Consider the following 19012-nt stretch of genomic DNA (forward strand, 5'->3'; position numbering starts at 1 on the left):
AATGACTTACGGAGTGAGTCATTGATTTGGGCGCCCCGCGCGGGGCGCGTTGATGACTTTTTGCGAAGTCATCAACCTTTATGGTTAAAAAGTTTGTCGGAACCGTTATTGGGGTTCCAGACAAACATCAGCTAAAAGCCTGCCCAGGTTTTCCGTGCAGGCTTTTAGGGGGATACGGACCTGTCGAGGGATTTGGTGACCCGCTGGATGGAAAGGGCTTTCCCGGTCGCCGTGTCCATCTCCACAAAGGCCCCGTTTAAAACCGGGACCCCCTTGGCCAGGTCGAACCTGGCCGGCATCTGGGTGAGGAACCGGTAACGGGCCGCCTTGAAATCGATGCCGATGACAGACCCGTCCCCATTCCCCGTCATCCCCAGGTCCGTGAGGTAGGCTGTCCCCCCGGGCATGATCCGCTCGTCGGCGGTCTGGATGTGGGTGTGGGTGCCAAGGAGCGCGCTGACCCTGCCGTCCAGGTAAAGGGCCATGGCCCTTTTCTCGGAGGTGGCTTCGGCGTGGAAATCAACCACCACGCATTTCCCGCCGGCGCCGGCCAGGTCCTCCAGGATCCGGTCCATAGTTCTGAAGGGGCAGTCCACGTTATCCATGAAGACCCGTCCCGAGATGTTAACGACAGTGACAGGGACCCCGCCGGGCGTTTTGACCGTGACGAGACCCAGACCGGGGGCGCCGGGAGGGTAGTTCGCCGGGCGCACGATACGCTCCTCATTTGCCAGAAGATCCAGCGCCTCTTTCTTGTCCCAGACGTGGTTGCCGGTGGTAAGAAGGTGGACGCCGGCCGAGAAAAGATCCCCGGCCGTCTCCGATGTGATCCCGAACCCCCCTGCCGCGTTCTCGGCGTTGGCGGCCACGAGATCGATGTGATGGTGATCTACAAGGCTGTCTATAAGCTCCCGGACCGCCACCCTGCCGGGCTTGCCGACAACGTCGCCGATAAACAGCACGCGGATGGTGTTGGTCTCTTTACTCAAATGGAGTACCTTTCAAACGCTTGAGCTATGGGCAATATCCTATGTGCTATGCCAACAGCGGTTGTCCTAGTCCATAGTACGTAGCACCTAGTATCCGCGCCTATTTCGCGTAATCCACCGCTCTCGTCTCCCGGATAACGGTGACCTTTATCTGCCCGGGATAGGCCAGTTCCTTCTCGATGGTCTGGGCGATCTGTCGGGCCACCACCGCGGACTGTTCATCGCTGACCTCATCGGATTCCACCATGATGCGGATCTCGCGGCCGGCCTGGATAGCGTAGCTCTTGTCGACCCCTTTGATCGTGTTGGCGATCCTCTCGAGATCCTCGAGACGCTTGATGTAGCTCTCCAGCATTTCCCGTCTCGCGCCGGGCCGGGCCGCCGAAAGGGCGTCGGCCGCCTGCACCAGGACCGCCTCGATGGAACCCGCTTTCACCTCGTCGTGGTGGGAGGCGATGGCGTTGACGAGCTTCTGGGATTCTCCGTACTTCTTGGCAAGTTCGGCCCCGATAAGAGCGTGGGAGCCCTCTATCTCGTGGTCCACCGCCTTGCCCACATCGTGGAGGAAACCGACCCGCTTGGCATCCTTGACGTTGAGTCCAAGCTCAGCCGCCATGATCCCGCACAGGAAAGCCACCTCGATGGAGTGGTGCAGGACGTTCTGGGCGTAGCTTGTCCGGTATCTCAGTTTACCCATGAGACGGATGAGCTCCGGATGGATCCCGTGCACACCGATATCGAAGGCCGACTTCTCGCCCTCCTCCTTGATGGATGTCTCCATTTCCCGCGAAACCTTCTTGACCACCTCTTCGATCCGGGCCGGGTGGATCCGGCCGTCGGTGATGAGGCGTTCCAGGGCTATCCTGGCGATCTCCCGCCGGATGGGATCGAAGACCGAAAGGACCACTGCTTCGGGAGTGTCGTCCACGATGAGATCCACGCCGGTGGCGCTTTCGAAGGAGCGGATGTTGCGCCCCTCCCGGCCGATGATCCTTCCCTTCATTTCGTCGCTTGGAAGGTTGACCACCGTCACCGCCTTTTCCGCCACGTACTCTCCCGAATACCGCTGGATGGCCAGGCTGATGATCTCCTTGGCCTTCTTGTCTGCCGTCTCCCTGGCCTCCTCTTCCATCCTCTTGACGGTCTTGGCCAGATCGATCCTGGCCTCCTCCACCATCATGGATTTGAGTTCTTCCTTGGCCTGGTCAGCGGTCATCTCGGAGATCTGCTCCAGCTTGATCCTCTGTTCACTTATGGTAGCGCTTAGCTCCTTCTCTTTCTCGGAGACAGCTCTCTGCTGTCCGGCAACCGCCTTTTCGCGGTTGACCAGGTCCTGCTCCTTTTTATCCAATGTCTCGAATTTGCGGTCCAGGTTCTCGTCACGCTGCTGCAGCCGTTTTTCAAGCTTCTGCATCTCGCGCTTTTCTTCTCTTGTTTCCTCCTCCAGCCTGGACCTGGACTCCAGCAGGAGCTCCTTGGCCCTGATCTCGGCCTCCTTGAGGAGACTTGCTGCCTGCCTCTCGGCAGTTTCTATCGAGGTGGCTGCCTCACGCTGCCTGCGCCGATCGGATGTCGATTGAAGGAAGATGCGAGCCGCGAACCCTGCCGCGATCCCGCCTGCGACAAGGGCGATCCAGATGATGATCTTTTCAGGTATCATACTCAATACCCTCCTGTTTATCGTTAACACCCCGGGCTCCGGCATGGCCGGGTGTCACAACATCGTGGACCCTGATATCGTGACTCTCAGCCGGCAGATGGGTGATGACCTGGAAATTGTAGGCCAGCCCGAGGAAAGTGGCGGTGGAAGACGCACGGGCCAGGAGGCGGTCAAAATAGCCGCCGCCCATGCCCAGGCGGTTGCCCCGCAGATCAAAGGCAAGTCCGGGGAGAAGAAAAATGTCGATCTCGTCGACAGGGACGATGTTCCCCTCGACACGGGAAGGCTGAGGGACGACCCTCGATTCGAGATCGAGGTCGTTGAGACCGGCGATGGCCGCTGTTCGGAGACCGAAGCCCTGTTTCCAGCCCTCCCAGTCCGGAACAGCTACTGTTTTACCCTTCTCCAGCAGGCGATCCATGAGCATGTCGGTGGGGATTTCCTTGCAGGTATGGGCGTAGACGCACACCGTACCCGCCGCGGCCGTCTCGGGGCGGTCCAGGACACCGCCTGTCACAGCGATCCCCGCCGAACGGACCTGCTCCGGCGAAAGGCTGTGTCTCAGGGCACGCATCCTCTCCCGGATACGCTGTTTGTCATGGTTGTCGAGATGATACAAGAAAACCTCACCAGTGAATAATGTTGCGTTTCGACCGCAGTTGCGGCCGCACCGGTGAGGCCCACGGGAGGACCAGTTCGTAACTTGAAGGAGATCCTGTTGTCTCGAGAACACCCCTGCATCGCGAAAGCCCGGGAGGTGAGCGGCTCGTATGTGTCAGACTGTGTTCTTTAGTATATGGCAGGGCCTTTCATACGGCCCATGTTACCACTTACAGAATCCCTCAGCTGCTGAACTTCAAGTTATATATCAAACTGGACTCATGCAGGCCTCTTACGACCGGTCCAGATTACTTCCAGAAAACCCCCGCCCGTTGCCGTGGTCAAGTTCAGCTTTTGAACCTGCTCGACCAGGTGGGTTTCCCAAGGAGCGTTTCAGGCTTTTCGCGGTTGCGAACATGCACACCACGCCCGCAATGGGAGCCCCGTCTACAGAGTGTTGGCTCAAAAGTAACAGGCCTCCACGAACAGGGCAGGGGTCATGTTCTATTTATCAGAAAGCTCCTCTCCCATCAAGACCCGAAATCAGCGATCGATCCTGTTCACTATCCGGTCTGCTGATTCCGGGTGTCAGGGCGATTTCTCCCCCAGTGACCTTCCGATCCGGTCAGTAAGGTCTCTGATACGGACTTTGAGCTCTTCTGACTCCTCTAAAAGGGTCATCAGCTCATCGGCGATATTCAGGGACGCGAGGATGGCGATCCTCGAAGTGGAGACCGTTTCCGTGACCTGGGAGATCTCCCTCATCTTTCGGTCGACAAATTCGGCAACCCTGCGGACGTAATCGGGATCCTTGTCGCCGCGGACCGTGTATACCTTCCCGAAGATCTCGACATCGACCCTGCCTGGCATGCTTCCCTCCGGCTCCTCACCCATCATTAAAGGGACTTGAGCCTCTTGATGGCCCTGCGGATCAGTTCAGCCGCTTCCTCGTTGTCACCACCAGACGGACCCGGCGAACGCCTCCCGGACCCAGGGGGACTTTTCTTTCGCGCGTCCTCCCGGTCGAGGAGCCTGATGACCGCCTTTTCCAGCTCTTCGAACGCCTTGAGCATCCTGCCTCCGAAACATCCTACGGATATCGGGTCATTGGTGACACCATAGCCGGCAAGCACTTGACGGACTCACAAGAACTCTCCAGGAAATTTTTTAAAGATCACCAAACAATTTGAATAAAATAAGGTATTTCAAGGAGTTCTGTCAAGGTGCTAAGAAAAAGGTTCAGGAGGACCTTCGGCCGGCGCGAATATGCCGACCTGTCCTCATGAACCTTTAGTTTACGGTTCACGGTTTACAGTTCACAGTGCCAAACCTGAAAAACAAAAAAAGCCCGTGGGGGCATGTGTTTCAGTTAAGCATTAGCGACTGACTGTCAACGGTTCACTGTGTACTGTTAACCACAAAACCTTTCAGGTTTCGTTCTTCCCTCAGTTTTTTCAGGACCCGTCCGGCCTCCTTCTCACCCCCGTACGGCCCGATCCTGACCCGGTACCAGACGCCGCGGTCGCCGAGATCGGCTCTTACGACGGTCCCTGCATAGCCCTCACCGCCAAGGCTCTCGAGGAGCCTGGAGGCGGCCTCTCTCTTTCCGTAGGAAGCGACCTGGAGCATGATGGCCCCACTCCTGGCCACTGCTGCGGAAGTCTCAACAGCAGGAGCAGGAGTAGACGTAGAAATTGGAGGAGAGGCAGTGCCGGGCGCTTCCGTTGCAGGAGGATCCCGCTTTGCCGGTGTATGCTCCCGCTGTTCGGTCAGAGTCGTGTAGAAAGTCACCGGAGCCTGGCTGTCCACACCCGGCCTGCCGCTCGGGGCGGTGACCCCCTGGTCGGCCGCGGGGGGCGACTGGACCGTCTCCGGTTTTTCCATGGCCTTGCGATACCCGTAGAGATACCCGGCAAGTCCGCTTCCGGCCGCGAGGAGCACAACGATGCTGACCGCAAGGCTGAACTGCAGCGGGGTCAGGCGAACGAGCTCCCGCGGCTGGGTGGACCTGCGAGCCATCCTCACATCCTCTCGGGCGCCGCCACGCCCAGCAGGGCCAGGGCAGTTGCGACAGCGGTCCTCACACCCAGGACCAGGCTCAGCCGGGCCGAGGTGACGGCGGCGTCATCAGTAAGGACCTTGTGGTGATAATAGTAGTTGTGCAGGGTCGTCGCGATATCACGAAGGTAGTTGGTGATCCTGTGAGGTTCCATGGACAACGCCGCTCCTTCCACGACGTCGGGTAGTGCGGCCATGTGGCGGATGAGCTCCTTTTCCTCCGGCAGGTCCAGAAGGCCGAACTCGACGGTTTCAGGATCGGGCATCGGGATCCCCTGCTCGGCGGCGTTCCTCAGGATACTGCAGATCCTGGCATGGGCATACTGCACATAGTAGACCGGGTTGTCGTTGCTCCTCTCCTTGGCGAGATCCAGATCGAACTCCAGCTGGCTGTCGGCCTTGCGGGTCAGGAAGATGAACCGGGCAGCATCCCTGCCAACCTCGTCGCGGACTTCCCTCAACGTCACGAACTGACCGCCCCTCGTGCTCATGGCAACCGGCTGGCCCTTTCTGACCAAGCTGACAAGCTGGACCAGCACGATCTGCAGATCTTCCATGTCCCGGCCAAGAGCGGCCACCGCCGCTTTCATCCTGGCGACATACCCGTGGTGATCGGCGCCCCAGACGTTGACCACCCGGTCGAAACCACGCTCATACTTGTCCCTGTGGTAAGCCACGTCGGAAGCGAAATAGGTCAGGGAGCCATCGCTCTTGACCAGGACCCGGTCCTTGTCGTCATCCCTGTCGGTGGAGCGGAACCACAGGGCCCCGTCCTCCCTGTAAAGTCCCCCCCTTTTTTCCATGTCCTCGAGGGTCTGCTGCACGAGGCCGCGGTCATAAAGGTCCTTTTCCGAGAACCAGACGTCGAACACGACCCCGAACTGTTCCAGGTCATCCCGGATATCGTCCAGGATCCAGGACGCGGCCTTGACCGCGATCCCTTCCACCGCCCGGGCCGTTTCCATCTCCAGGTAACGGTCCCCTTCCTCCTCCCTCAGCTTAGCGGCGATGTCCCGCACGTACTCTCCCTTGTAACCCTCTTCCGGAAAGGGGGCATCCACACCGCAAAGCTCCAGGTAGCGGGCGTGGACCGAGACTCCGAGGGTGCGGATCTGGTTACCGCCGTCGTTGATGTAGTATTCCCTCTCGACGTCGTAACCGGCGCACTGAAGGATGTTGGCCAGCGCGTCGCCCAGGGCCGCACCCCTTCCGTGACCGACGTGGAGAGGGCCTGTGGGGTTGGCGCTCACAAACTCCACCTGGACCTTCTGTCCCTTGCCGATATCCGAACGGGCGAATCGGGCTCCGTCGGTGAGAACCCCTTTCAGGACGTAGGACCAGTACCCGGGTGTCATCGTCAGGTTGATAAAGCCCGGACCCGCTACCGACACCTCGGCGATAAAACCCGCATCGTCGGCCTGTGAAACCCTCATGGCGATCTTCCCTGCCAGTTGCCGGGGGTTCTCTCCCTGCCTGGAAGCTAGGACCATGGCCACGTTTGTGGCGTAATCGCCGAACTTCCGGTCCCTCGTCATCTCGATGATCGGTATGGGTATTTTGGCCTGGATCTCTCCCTCACCGGCGGCCATCTCAAGTGCGTCCCTGACGATACGGCTCAGTGTTCCCTTCAAAGGTCATCCTCCATGTTGATAACGGCTTCCATGGGGTTATCGGAAAGGAGCCTTTTTGCGGCACCAGGTCCGCCCATGGCGCAGAGCTCTTTCATTCCACTGCCGATCCAGTCCAGCTGTTCCTCACCGTGCAGATCGGAGGCAAGGGCCCAGTACAGATCCTTTTCCAGCAACTCGCGGGCCCGCCTGCGGACCTGCTGGCCGTACATCCCGGACAGGCTTCCCAGGTTGCCCACGAGCCTGACGCGGGCAACGACGAGATCATTGAGCCCACCCATGTCACGGCAGAGTTCATTGTTCCTTTCCGGGTGAACCAGGCAGACGGCTCCAGGGATCGTTCCCAGCAGCCCCGGCAGGTTCCTTGGGACTCCCCAGAAACCGATGTCCACGAGGACCGGGCCGGTTTTTCCCGGCCTGTTTAGGACCCTCTCGACCAGGGCCTCGTCCAGGTCGAACTCCATCCCGGCATAAAGCTTCACCTCCAGCCCCCTCGCCGAGACTCTCCCCCTGATATCCTCAACCGCCCGGTGTACGATCCCGGCCTCCAGCCCTTCCCAGGAATAAAGGCGATGGTGGGGGGTGGTGAACACGTGGGAAAAACCCAGCTTCTCAAGGCCCTCCAGCATCCTCAGGGATTGTTCGGCATCCCCGGCGCCGTCGTCGAGACCGGGGAGGATGTGGGTGTGCAAATCAACAAGATTTGGCAACGTGTCTCCGTTTCAGGATTATTTATTGAAAATTACGAATTGAGAATTGAAAATTGTCATCGTTGGAACTGATACCATGGAAATGTAGCGCAAAACACACAAATCCGGAACGCTCGTTATACTACTCTCAATCCGTAACTCTCAATCCTCAATCCGCTTGTTTCCACCAATAAACAAGCCGCCTTGTGGCGGCTTGTGTATTGGTGGAGCGGGCAACGGGAATCGAACCCGCGACTTTCAGCTTGGGAAGCTGACACTCTACCAGCTGAGTTATGCCCGCGAAGGAAAAAATAATAGTCAATGGAAACAACTTTGTAAAGAACATCCAGAACCCGAAATCCGCGATTGGTTTTGGCCGGCCTCCGGTCGGGGCATCGGAGATGCCGTTTTCCAGGTCCGGGTCCGAAGAACGTGTCCGGACAGTGTCAGAAACTTTTCATCGACGCCCCAAACCCCGGACGGAGGAGCCCAAACCGGCGGATTTCAGGTATGGTTCCCCCTCCGGAACACGTGACCCGACCCTTTTAGTCACGCCACCTGCGTGATTACGCAATCGTGATGTCACGGCTTTCCGACACGCTGCTAGACACCGGAACTGGATTGCAGATCCAGTTCCTTGCCCATCACCACCGCGTCTTCACCGTCGCTGTAATACCCCCGCCGGCCGCCAAGGGTCTCAAAACCCAGCTTGCCGTACAGTCCCCTGGCCGCGGTGTTGCCGACCCTCACCTCGAGTTGACACCATCGCCCTCCGTGGCTGCGCACCTCCTCCAGCACGTGCTCCAGCAAGACCCGGGCGACCCCTCGCCCCCGCATGTCGGGGTGAACCGCCACATCGGTTATGTGGATCTCGTCAGCGACAAGCCACGCCGTCACGAAGCCGGCTATCCGCGGTCCTTCGGGGCCGCCCCCTCCATGATCGCCGTTGGCAAATTCAGCCACATAACAACGGGAGACATGGGAACGGGAAAGTTCCGCCTGGAACTGTTCGCGGGACCACGGATGGTTGAAGGAATTTCCTTCGATAACGACGACCTGGTCAAGGTCGGCTGTCCCCATGGGCCTTATCTGAAGGGCGCGTGAGACCGGGGATCGGCTCTCAGGGGCCATTGTCGCGGGTCCCTGAGCCTGTGATCACTGTTCCAGGCGACGGTGGACGCGCATCCGGCAGCCGGACATAGGACGGGACGACGGCGGCCGCATCCACGGTCATACCCAGATCGACCATGACGGCGGCGATGGCAAGGATATCCTCTGCCAGGGGGACACGGTCCGTTTCGCCATCGGCCGCAAGGGAGGACCCGATACCCTTATCCAGAAGGTATCTGACCCCGGTCCCTGCCAGGTGTGCTCCCCTTTCCCCTGCCTCGGCGATCCACCTTTCCATCTCCTCGATGGGGACAAGATCGATCTCACCTTTCCGGACCGGTAGTCCATGTTCGTCCAGCCGCGGGTAGCAGGCCGCGTAAACCTCCCCTTTCCGGGCATCTGAAACAACCATGGCCGGGACACCCATCCTGAGCAGGGGGAGCGCCGCCGCGTCAAGGGAAACCACGGGGACCATGGGCAGGCCCGCCGCCGCCGACCAGCCTTTCAGGGTGGCAAGCCCCACCCGCAGACCGGTAAATGCTCCCGGTCCGATGCCGACAGCGACAGCCTGGACATCCTCCCGGGACAGCCCGGCTGCCGCGAGGGCTCTCTGGATCCCGGGCAGGAGGGTCTGGCTGTGGGGCAGTGCAGGGTCCAGTTCGACGGCGTGGACCGTGCCGTCTGAGCCGCTCACCGCGACGCTGCCGCTGGTGGTGGAGGTATCCGCGGCAAGGATGATCACGGTACGCTACCCGGAGGGGAGGTTTTCAGCCGGATTTCTCCCCGCCCCTGGGAACCCGAGATAACCAGGTTGATCTGCCCGTCGGCCGGTTCGCGGACGGCGGGGTCCATGGGGAAACAGAGGATGTACAGTTTGGACCAGGAAAGGTCCCATTTCAGGAACCTCATGTAGACACTGTATTCATCCTCATCCACGCCAAGGCAGGTACCCCTGGTAACGGTCCCGTCCGGGTCCTCGAGGTAAGTCACCCAGATGGACTCTTCGCCGGCGAGGTCATTGAGCTCATCGCCGGGGGTGTAGAACCCCAGCAGGACCTTGAAAGTCCCCTTGTCCCCCACCAGACGTTCTTCCAGCTCCCGTCGTTCATCGGGACTCAAAAGCTTGGACCGGGATTCGAACTCAACCACCGATTCCAGGATGTCCCCGGAGAGGTAGACAGCCCTCGCCGTGAACACGGTCTTGAACTCCCGGTACACTTCCACCCGGCCGGAATGCCATTTCATCAGCTTCCGGATACGGTTCTCGTCAGGTGTGGCCTGCCCCACTCCTAAGTTCGGGAGCGGGTTCATGGACCGGCACCCCGACAAGAGTACAATCAGCGCGAGAAGGACTAAAAGAACCGGGCCCCGCTGCCTCCCCGCACGGTTGGGCGTTCTGCTGGAAATTCCGGCGTCACTCATCATCGGCCCCTCCCGAGTAAAGCCCTGGCGGGATACCAAGTCCATCCGCCGAGAGCAGCCTGCCCCTGATCTCCACGTACTGGTCCTCCCTGCGGTCCCTGAAGAAAGCCCATTCCTGCCTGGTCCTGGGGATCTCGTCCAGGTCGATGGTTGATATGTGGACTGAATCCCTCGCCCCTGCCGGTTTGTGGACGAGCTCGCCATGGGGATTCATGCAGAAGCTCTTCCCGTAAAAAGTCTGTTTTTCCTCGCGTCCGACACGGTTGACCCTCAGGAAGAAAAGTCCGTTTGCCAGGGCGTTTCCGGCCATCATCCGTTCCCAGCGGTCGTGACTGGCGTGGGCGTTGGCAGTGGGAACGACGATGAGCTGGGCCCCCTTGAGAGCCAGGATCCTTGAACCTTCCGGGAAGAAGATATCCCAGCTTATCTGGACTCCGACCCTGCCGATCCGCGTGTCGAATACCGGGAACCCCTTGTCCCCCGGGAGAAAGTAGAACTTCTCCTGCCAGCCCGTCACGTTGGGGATGTGGATCTTCCGGTAGATACCCAGCAATTTCCCGCCGGCGTCGATAACAGCCGTGCTGTTGAAATATCGGCCCTTGCCGGCCATCTCGAAGAAAGGGTAGACGATGACAACGTCGTTTTGGGCGGCGAAAAGGCACAATCGCTCGGTGGCCGGCCCGGGGACCGCCTCGGCGAGCTCGAAGTTCCCCTGTCTCATCCTGTTGGGAAACCAGCGCGTCGTGCAGAGTTCGGGGAAAGCGATGAGCCCCGCTCCCCGTTCCACGGCGAGAGCGGCCAGTTCGAGGGCCTTTCCCAGGCTGGTTTCCGGGTCCTCTTTAGCCGCGAACTGGATCCCGGCGATCTTGGTCATGATCGGACCTCCCCCGCCACTTCCGCCTCTTCGGCTCCGGTGTACGGGTTTCTCCTGGCGGCAGCGCCCTCGATCTCCATGTAGCTGACGACCCGGTTGCGACCGCTTTCCTTGGCATGGTACAGCGCCTGGTCGGCCCGCCCGAGGAACTCCCGCTTGGTTGTGGTGTCATCCTTGCGAAGAACGCTGAACCCGAAGCTGGCCGTAACGGAAAGCTGTCCGGCAGCGGTGGCGAACGGCCTGGAAGCGATGGCTTCGCGCATCTTCTCGGCGATGGACCGGGCGTTATGTTCATCAACGCTGTCGAGGACCACGGTGAACTCCTCACCCCCGTACCTGGCAACCGCGTCGTTCTTTCTCACCAGGGCCTTGAGCCGGGCAGCCAGTTCCACCAGGACCTCGTCACCCACGGGATGGCCATAGGTGTCGTTGACGGTCTTGAACTTGTCGGCGTCCACCATGAGCACGGCCATGGACTGCCCATAGCGGCTCATGCTGTTTATCTTGCCGTCGAGGATGATCTGGAAGGTCCTGTGGTTGAGAAGGCCGGTCAACCCGTCGGTCCTGGACAGGTTGTCCACCTTCCGGTGCTGGAGGGCGTTGTCCAGCGCCGGCGCCATCATTCCCGCGAGGGTCCTCAGGTCCTCCACCTCTTCCCGCCTGAAGACATCAGCCTTGCGGGATACGGCCGCGATGGCTGCCTTGAGAGATGTTTTGCCGTCCTCTTTCCCCATGTAACAGGGAATGGCGGCAAAGGAGGTGATGCGATCCAGTTTTTCTCCCCTGAGGAAAAAAGGGGACTTCCTGGCCTGCTTGTAATGGATGAGGATCTCGGCCTGGCTGGATCCGTTCGGATTGGGACCGCTCCCCATCTCGGCAAAACGGCGGAGGAGGAGCCCCATCTGGCTGGGTTCGTCCCGGAAGATCTTCGCGTCCTTGAGCCCGCCGACCAGTTCTCCGGAAGAAGCCGCCACGGACAGAGCCCTGTCTTCGTCATCGTAGAGCAGGACCGCCGCCCCGCTGCACTCGGGCAGCGCCTCCAGCATGGCCTTTAACGCCTCCTCGGCCAGGTCCTCGGGCTTTAACGACCTGGTCAGGTTCCGCGCATACCGGGCAATGGCGTCCTTTACCGACATGTCGGTGGTCATGCGGTGCAGAAGACCGGCCGTTCTCATCGCCTTGAAGACAAGGGCCCCGAACTCCTCCAGCCGTTTCGAGGTGACCGCGTCGAGGGACAGCTTGTTAACGGTCTCACTGTCGAAATAAAGCACGCATCGGATCTTCCCCTGGCCTTCGCCGTCCCCGGCATCCTGTGCCCAGTCCTTGTCGTAAAGGACCTTGACGAGGAAAGAGCCGACCTCGGTCTTGTCGGAATAAAGCCCGAGGGAACGTCCCGCGGACCGGGCATCGGAAACGCACAGGACCCCGCCGCGCTGAACGGCGATGTGGATAAAGCCCTTGTCGGAGGGGACCAGCTCCTCGACGATCTTCACGCCGCGATGGACGGCAGCCCGCATCCTGTAGTAGCCCGTTTCCGCCGGGACGAGGAGGATGCCGGTCCTGGCGCCGAAGAACCGGCACCCCAGGATGAGCAGCTTCTGGAGGAGATCGTCCTCGTCCAGGGCGGCGGCGGCGGCAGCCTCCTCACCCCTGATCCGGTCAAGGGTCTTCCCCCTGTCATCCTGTTGAACCCGTTTCATCACATCCTCTGCATCGCTCTTCATCCGGTTAAATTGGGACCGGGAGGAGAGGATCGTCCTTTGATCCCTGGACATCCTGAACCCGAGGATAACGCTGTATGCGAGGAAAGCCGCCGCCCACAGCGCCATCTCCATCTCCCTCAGGAACGCATACCGTCCGGCTGCCGCCACGGCCGGGACGAGGGCCGGGAGCCAGAGGACCGACCGTCTGCAGGCGAAATCGGTGAGGGGGAAGAACAGGAAAAGGACCAGGGGAACCAGCGGCCAGCGGTGGACCCCGAACTGGACGCCGGCACCGAGCATCAGGAAGACGCCGGCCTGGACGCGCAGGTCGGCCAGGGCGATCCGAAGCGGTTTTCCGTCCAGTTTCCCGGCCGCCACGGCAAGGACCATCCCCGCGAAAACCAGGGACAGCTGGATCCCCAGGTACATGGAAGCGGGCAGCTGCCCTTCTCCGGTCACCGGCAGCAGCAGGGAGACCAGGGCGAGAACGGGAAGTAAAAGGCTCAGGTGCCCGACCACCGCTCGGTTGACAGTGAAATTCATCGCGGCCCGCTTCCGGGACCTTCGGTCAGGACTTCGGGCAGGATATAGATGGTCTCTCCCTCACGAGCCATTCCCAGCTCGGTGCGGGCCAGTGTTTCAATTGTAGCCTGGTCATCCCTTAGCAGGCTGATCTCTTCGGCGAGGTCAGCGTTGCCCTTTGTCAGCTCGCTGACCCGGCGGCGCAGTTCGTCCCGCTCGGACCCCATGGCATTGAGCCTGATAAAGCCCCTTTCGCCGGCGGCGCTGAAGGCAACGAACACGGCCAGGATCAGTAACAGAACGATCCAGACCCGCTGTCTTTCGCCCGGTTTCACAGTTCCCGTCTTCCGTCAGCCATTCGTGCCTCCCGAGATCCATTTCCTGAAGGCCCGTGTAAGATCCGCAACCCTCTCTTCCCTGTCTGCCTCCACGTACAGCCTTGCCACGGGTTCCGTTCCCGACAGTCTCAGGAGCACCCACGTCCGGTCGTCAAAAACCCACTTGGTACCGTCAATGGTGACAAGGTCCCGGGCCTCCTGTCCTCCAACCTCCCGGGGCGGGGTTTCCAGAAGCTCGCGAAGCCCCGTTACCAGCTCTTCGGTGAGAGGGAGGTTCACCCTCTTCGAGAACCTGGGCCCGTACCTGTCCGCCAGTTCGGCCGCAAGCTCGGACAGTGTCCGGCCCGCTGCCGCCACCATCTCGGCGACCAGCAGGCAGGCGAGGATCCCGTCCTTTTCGGGAACATGGCCTCTTACCGACATCCCGGCGCTCTCCTCGCCGCCCATGACAAGGCGGTCCCCGGAGATCATCTGCCCGATATACTTGAACCCGACGGGCGTCTCGTAGCACCGGCGGCCGTGGGCCGCGGCGATGGTATCGAGAAGTCCCGTGGTGGCCACGCTGCGGGCCAGGTCTCCCTGGACACCCTTCACGCGGATGAGGTAATCAGCCAGCAGAGCGAGGACGGTATTCGGAGGGTAAAACTCTCCGGCGCTGCCCACGATACCGAAACGGTCCGCGTCTCCGTCGGTGGATAACCCCAGCCCCTTGTTTTCGGCAACGATACCGGCCAGCTGGGCAAGCCGCCCCTCGGAAGGTTCCGGCGGGGCGCCCCCGAAAAGCGGATCCGGGTTCCCGTGGATGGTGGTGACGGAGCACCCGGCGTCCTCAAGTACCCGGTCCAGGTATCCGGCGCCGGTCCCGTAAAGAGCATCGTAGAAAACAGGGGGGCCCGAGCGTGCCACGAGCCCGAGGTCCACGATGGAAGAAAGTCTCGCGAGGTACTCCGGGGCAGGATCGACGGTCTCGACGCGTCCCGGTTTCGGTGACCGGGGGGGAAGGCCCTGCTCCCGGTATTGCCTGACCAGCTCCTCGATCCTCCCGGTTGTCTCGGGAAGGGCCGGCCCTCCCCAGGAGGTGCTGAACTTGATCCCCTGGTAGTTGCTGGGGTTGTGGCTGGCAGTGAAGTTGACACCGCCGCCCAACCCCCGGGACAGGATCAGGTAAGCCACGGCGGGAGTGGGCACCGGTTCGGCGCACAGGTAAACAGCCAGGCCCATGCCGCTGAGAATACGGGCCGCGTCGGCGGCGAAATCCTCACCCATGAACCTGGTGTCATGGCCGACGAGGACACCGCGTCGGGCTTCACCGCTCTCCACCATGTAACGGGCGATGGCCGCCGTCACGAACCGCGCCCGCTCGAATGTGAACTCGTCCGCGATGATGCCGCGCCATCCCGATGTGCCGAACTTGATCTCCAACAAAGACGCCCCCTTATTGCTGCATGTTCTCGACCTTCCTTGACCAGGTCTTTAGCTTGTCGCTGACGCCGCCAGGCGTGGCGCTCTCGGCGTAGATGTGGAAACAGGCGTGGTTGGAACTGGGATAGATCAGGACCCACCCGTCGCCTTCGTCGAACCGCACCCCTTCGATCCCCTTGGCGTCCTCCCCGAGTTCCTCCACGAGATGCCGCATCACCAGGCCCTTGGCCTCCCACGGGCAGGGAACGATGCTGTGCTGGAGGAACGCCTCCGGGAGGGAATCGACCAGGCCGCCAAGGGTCTCACCGGTACGCGCCATCATCTCGACCGTCTTGACGAGACAGAACATGGCGTCGAAGGAGGGATGAAAATCGGCAAAAGCGATACCCCCTTCTCCGTTCCCGGCCATGAATGCGCCGGACGTCACCGCCGTGTCCAGAAGGGCGCTGGGGTTGATGGGGGTCCTGAGGATCCGGCTCCCGTATTCGGCGGCGATCTTTTCGAGGTTGCCGCTGGCGCTGGCCGGCACGGCCACCATGCAGCCGGGGTTGGTTTTGAACACCAGCCGGGCGAGCACCTGGAGCATATTCCCGCCATCGATCCACCGGCCCTTCTCATCCAGGAGGAACAGGGTCTCCCCGCTGGCGCTGACGATGGCTCCAATGCCCGCATCGAGCCCTACCACGTACTGGGACAACTGGCGCACGGCGCGATCGAACTGCTTTGTGGTCCTGACCACCTTTTCCTCGTCACGGTGGGCGTTGAGAGACACCACCTCACAGCGGGTGCGGCCCAGCAGGGAAGGGAGCACCTTCAGGGTACTGCCGAAGGAGTAATCCACCACCACCCTCATCGGCGACGCGGCGATCGTCTCGAGATCGATCTTTTTCAGGAACACCTTTTCGTAGGATTCAGGCCCGTAGTCGGGGGCGCTGATGGACCCGGAGTTGTCCACCGTGGCCCGTTTGAAATCCATCCTGAAGAACAGCCGGTCGATCTCGTTGCGTTCGGCGGTCGTGAGTTCCCTTCCGTCCTCCCTGTAAAGGCGGATTTCGAGGATCTCCGGATCGGACGGGGCAAGCCTGACGTGAATTCCCCCCACGTCGCCCTGTGCCCTGATCTGGTGCCGGGCCACCGGTATGGGGACGATCCTGCAGTCGTGGACGTCGATCCCGATGGACAGGATGCCGGCGGCAATGGCTTCCCCCATCATCTTGGCAAGCCTGTGCATTCCCAGGGAAAGGGAAACAGCGGACCCTTCGGGCAGCGTGGCGCCGAAAGCGGCCCCCAGGCGGGCCATGAACTCGGGAGTGATCTCCCTGTTGGCCAGGCCCTGGATGATGCCGGAGGTAAACAGGGTACCCCGCCAGCGGGAACCCCAGATAAAATCACTGGCCAGGATGGCTTCGTCCTCGACGACCTTGTCCGGCCAGACCCTCACACCTGACCGGACGATGCTGCCCCGGCCGATGATGCAATCGTCGCTGACGATGGAGGCCTCCTCCACATTGGCCCTCGTTCGGATCTCGGTTCCGGACCCGATGACGCTTCCCGCGATGAAAGCCCCCTTACCTACCCGGACTCCGTCCCACAGGATGGACGAGCGCATGCGGACGCCGCCCTCAACGATCGATCCGGGGCCGATGAACGAATCGCGGATCCTGGCCCCGTCGCCTATCAGGGCCCCGTCCCCGATCACAACCAGGCCGGACAACCTGGCCCCCTCGGCGATCTCGGCGTTCTCACCCACGAAGACCGTGGCCTCGCTGGTTGTCCTCGCCTCGCCCGGGATGTTCAGGACGATGGTACCGGTGGCGATCTCCCGATGCAGCTGCAGGTACTCCATCGGGTTTCCAACATCCTTCCAGTAGCCCTGAGCCACGTACGCGCCCGGAGGGTTCCCCTCGGCCAGGAGGCCCGGGAAAACGTCCTTGGAAAAATCCCGGTTCTTGCCTGCGGGGATCCTGTCGAGGACCTCGGGCTGTATGATGTAGATCCCGGTGTTGATGGTGTCGCTGAACACCTCCCCCCAGGACGGTTTTTCCAGGAACCTGGAAACCTTGCCCTGATCGTCGGTGATCACGACACCGAAGGGCAGGGGGTTGTTGACCCTGGTCAGGACCATGGTCGCCAGTTCACCGCGGTCCCGGTGAAAATCGCACGCCTCGGTGAGATCGAAATCGGTGATGACGTCTCCGCTGATGACCAGGAAAGGCCCGTCAATGATATCGGCCACGGCACGCACCGCGCCTGCGGTGCCCAGGCCGCCCGGCGGATCCTGGTGATAGGAGATCCGGACCCCGAATCGGGAACCGTCCCCGAAATACTCTTCAATGGACTCGGGGAAAAAGTAGGTCAGCATGAGGATCTCGGAAAAACCGTGGCGGACCAGGAGATGGACGATGTGCTCGAGTATCGGAAGGTTGGCGACCGGTATCATCGGTTTGGGGCGCTTGATGGTCAGCGGCCTGAGCCGGGTTCCGTACCCGCCTGCCATGACAACGGCTTTCAAGACATCCACTCCCTTCGGGCGAACCTCCGGAAGCACCGGCAGGTCCCGAACTCCCTTAAAACAGTAAAGTGCAACTTAACACTTTAAATTTTCCTATATTAGAACAGGTTTGGGGGTGGGTCAAGGGAGGTTAAGAGCAGGGGAAACACAGGGAGGAGGCAGGAGGGAGGAGGGAGGAGAAAGACAGAGCGAAGCGCAAAGAACAAAGCGCGAAGAAAGATCCTTACCTTCGCTCTTCTCCGTGTCCCCTGCGTCCGCTGTTAAATCCGCCGTTTCTGCAGGGACAAAAAAAAGAGCGGCCCCGATCGGCCGCCCTTTCCACCCCTTCGACAAGCTCAGGGCCTTCGGCCTTCGGCTTTCCACTTTCCACTGTTTATTTATCTTCCAGCTCTCTTCACCACGAACGCCTTCAACGCGCTGGCCGTTTCGGCCGAAAGCCCCAGCCCGGGAATCTCACGCTCCAGCTGCTCAAGGGACCCGTTGCCGCCGATGTAGCCGTTGACCCGGAGTAAGAAAGGATCTCGGTGGATACCGGCCTGCGTGAACGGCTGCCTGCCGTCGCGAGAGCCTCTTTAGCCAGCCTCGCCTGCTCATCATCGTGGGTAAAGATGGCCGAGGCGTACTGGCGGATGGGGGACGGCCAGGTGGGGTCGTGGGAGCCGAAAAACACCTCCAGGAGGCGTTCATAGCTCACCATTCCCGGATCATAATCGATCTGGATCGTCTCCATGTGGTCCCCGATGCGCCGGTACGTCGGGGAGGGCTGCTTACCGCCGGCATAACCGACACGGGTTTTCAGGACACCTTCCAGACTCCCGAACCGGGAGTCAGGGCCCCAGAATCACCCCATGGCGAAGGTGGCAGTTGCCACCTTTGATGGAACTTCGCTGTCCAAGGGCGGAAGTTCCCGGAGCCCGGAGCCGGTTTTCATGTCTCCCTCGTTCAGGAGCCCGGAGTACGGCGCCAGGTCGCATGCCGTACTATCGGAGCCCGAAGAACTCAGGGCGCGGGCATCGTTTCCGGCCCTTGCCGCCGCCTGCAGGCGGACCGGCATAAAGGCCATGGAGGAAAGAAAAAGAACGGTGGCCACGAGGGCCGGAATGGAAAGGGTTCCCGGGTTCATGAAAAGCCTCCTGCGAAAGAGTTTGAGAGTCATTTCCAAAATGTAAGTATTGTTGTTTAAAAGGCAAGGGAGGAAAGGGCAGAGAGGAGAAATAGTGGAAGGTGGAAAGGGCGGCCGATCGGGGCCGCTCTTTTTTGTCCCTGTGAAAGCGGCAAGGGCTTTAACACAGGGGACACAGGTCGACCGTTCCCAGGTCGATTCACAGGGGGCCACAGGGTAGGGCGGAAATCTGGGGGGGGGAATCCCGGTCCCTGCAAAAACAGCAAAAGCTGATTGACCGCAAAGGACGCAAAGTTTCACAAAGTTAAAATCCTAAAGCTAACTAGTGCGGCCGGCTGTAGGCCGCTCCACAGGGTTACGCA

18 protein-coding genes, 1 tRNA gene and 1 other RNA gene are annotated in these 19012 nt (G+C 60.8%); all 20 read right to left on the reverse strand.

The window, feature by feature from the left end:
- Positions 1–164 precede the first annotated feature (164 nt).
- The 20 genes from P1S46_01840 to P1S46_01935 all read right to left on the reverse strand — a co-directional run bounded on the left by P1S46_01840 (position 165) and on the right by P1S46_01935 (position 18650).
- Entirely contained in the window at positions 165–989 is an 825-nt protein-coding gene (locus P1S46_01840; GenBank protein MDF1535227.1) for a TIGR00282 family metallophosphoesterase, read from the reverse strand.
- Positions 990–1089: 100 nt separating this feature from the next.
- Positions 1090–2649, reverse strand: coding sequence for a ribonuclease Y (gene rny / locus P1S46_01845; GenBank protein ID MDF1535228.1), 1560 nt, complete (start codon positions 2647–2649; stop codon positions 1090–1092).
- Positions 2639–3268 carry a 5-formyltetrahydrofolate cyclo-ligase gene (locus P1S46_01850; GenBank protein MDF1535229.1) on the reverse strand — a complete coding sequence of 210 codons (630 nt, stop codon included), beginning with the start codon at positions 3266–3268 and terminating at the stop codon, positions 2639–2641. The genes rny and P1S46_01850 overlap by 11 nt, the downstream gene beginning before the upstream one ends.
- A gap of 299 nt (positions 3269–3567) precedes the next feature.
- Positions 3568–3749, reverse strand: a non-coding RNA gene (gene ssrS / locus P1S46_01855) — 6S RNA.
- Between the two features lie 88 nt (positions 3750–3837).
- Positions 3838–4119 carry a cell division protein ZapA gene (locus P1S46_01860; GenBank protein ID MDF1535230.1) on the reverse strand — a complete coding sequence of 94 codons (282 nt, stop codon included), beginning with the start codon at positions 4117–4119 and terminating at the stop codon, positions 3838–3840.
- Positions 4120–4145: 26 nt separating this feature from the next.
- Entirely contained in the window at positions 4146–4322 is a 177-nt protein-coding gene (locus P1S46_01865; GenBank protein ID MDF1535231.1) for a hypothetical protein, read from the reverse strand.
- 325 nt (positions 4323–4647) lie between these two features.
- On the reverse strand, positions 4648–5268 hold the full coding sequence (locus P1S46_01870; GenBank protein ID MDF1535232.1) for an SPOR domain-containing protein: 621 nt from the start codon (positions 5266–5268) through the stop codon (positions 4648–4650).
- A gap of 2 nt (positions 5269–5270) precedes the next feature.
- On the reverse strand, positions 5271–6938 hold the full coding sequence (gene argS / locus P1S46_01875) for an arginine--tRNA ligase (protein MDF1535233.1): 1668 nt from the start codon (positions 6936–6938) through the stop codon (positions 5271–5273).
- Positions 6935–7645 carry a hypothetical protein gene (locus P1S46_01880; protein MDF1535234.1) on the reverse strand — a complete coding sequence of 237 codons (711 nt, stop codon included), beginning with the start codon at positions 7643–7645 and terminating at the stop codon, positions 6935–6937. The genes argS and P1S46_01880 overlap by 4 nt, the downstream gene beginning before the upstream one ends.
- A gap of 204 nt (positions 7646–7849) precedes the next feature.
- Positions 7850–7925: transfer RNA gene (locus tag P1S46_01885), tRNA-Gly, on the reverse strand.
- Positions 7926–8227: 302 nt separating this feature from the next.
- The gene (rimI, locus tag P1S46_01890; GenBank protein ID MDF1535235.1) at positions 8228–8755 is read right to left on the reverse strand and encodes a ribosomal protein S18-alanine N-acetyltransferase; all 528 of its coding nucleotides are present in this window, start codon (positions 8753–8755) and stop codon (positions 8228–8230) included.
- Positions 8745–9476: a tRNA (adenosine(37)-N6)-threonylcarbamoyltransferase complex dimerization subunit type 1 TsaB gene (gene tsaB, locus P1S46_01895; protein ID MDF1535236.1), complete on the reverse strand. Its 732-nt coding sequence runs from the start codon at positions 9474–9476 to the stop codon at positions 8745–8747. The genes rimI and tsaB overlap by 11 nt, the downstream gene beginning before the upstream one ends.
- The gene (locus P1S46_01900; GenBank protein ID MDF1535237.1) at positions 9473–10045 is read right to left on the reverse strand and encodes a hypothetical protein; all 573 of its coding nucleotides are present in this window, start codon (positions 10043–10045) and stop codon (positions 9473–9475) included. Before P1S46_01900 ends, tsaB begins: the two co-directional genes overlap by 4 nt.
- A gap of 103 nt (positions 10046–10148) precedes the next feature.
- Positions 10149–11030 (reverse strand): acyltransferase, encoded by an 882-nt coding sequence (locus tag P1S46_01905; GenBank protein ID MDF1535238.1) that lies wholly within the window; start codon positions 11028–11030, stop codon positions 10149–10151.
- The gene (locus P1S46_01910; GenBank protein MDF1535239.1) at positions 11027–13276 is read right to left on the reverse strand and encodes a GGDEF domain-containing protein; all 2250 of its coding nucleotides are present in this window, start codon (positions 13274–13276) and stop codon (positions 11027–11029) included. The genes P1S46_01905 and P1S46_01910 overlap by 4 nt, the downstream gene beginning before the upstream one ends.
- On the reverse strand, positions 13273–13590 hold the full coding sequence (locus P1S46_01915) for a septum formation initiator family protein (GenBank protein MDF1535240.1): 318 nt from the start codon (positions 13588–13590) through the stop codon (positions 13273–13275). Before P1S46_01915 ends, P1S46_01910 begins: the two co-directional genes overlap by 4 nt.
- A gap of 15 nt (positions 13591–13605) precedes the next feature.
- Positions 13606–15018: a phosphoglucomutase/phosphomannomutase family protein gene (locus tag P1S46_01920; GenBank protein MDF1535241.1), complete on the reverse strand. Its 1413-nt coding sequence runs from the start codon at positions 15016–15018 to the stop codon at positions 13606–13608.
- 10 nt (positions 15019–15028) lie between these two features.
- Positions 15029–17527 (reverse strand): sugar phosphate nucleotidyltransferase, encoded by a 2499-nt coding sequence (locus P1S46_01925; GenBank protein ID MDF1535242.1) that lies wholly within the window; start codon positions 17525–17527, stop codon positions 15029–15031.
- A 409-nt stretch (positions 17528–17936) separates the two neighbouring features.
- Positions 17937–18326, reverse strand: a complete 390-nt coding sequence (locus P1S46_01930; GenBank protein ID MDF1535243.1) for a peptide-methionine (S)-S-oxide reductase — start codon at positions 18324–18326, stop codon at positions 17937–17939.
- A gap of 42 nt (positions 18327–18368) precedes the next feature.
- Entirely contained in the window at positions 18369–18650 is a 282-nt protein-coding gene (locus P1S46_01935; GenBank protein ID MDF1535244.1) for a hypothetical protein, read from the reverse strand.
- Positions 18651–19012: the final 362 nt, after the last annotated feature.

It is taken from the genome of bacterium (genome assembly GCA_029210545.1).
Lineage (GTDB): Bacteria > BMS3Abin14 > BMS3Abin14 > BMS3Abin14 > BMS3Abin14 > JARGFV01.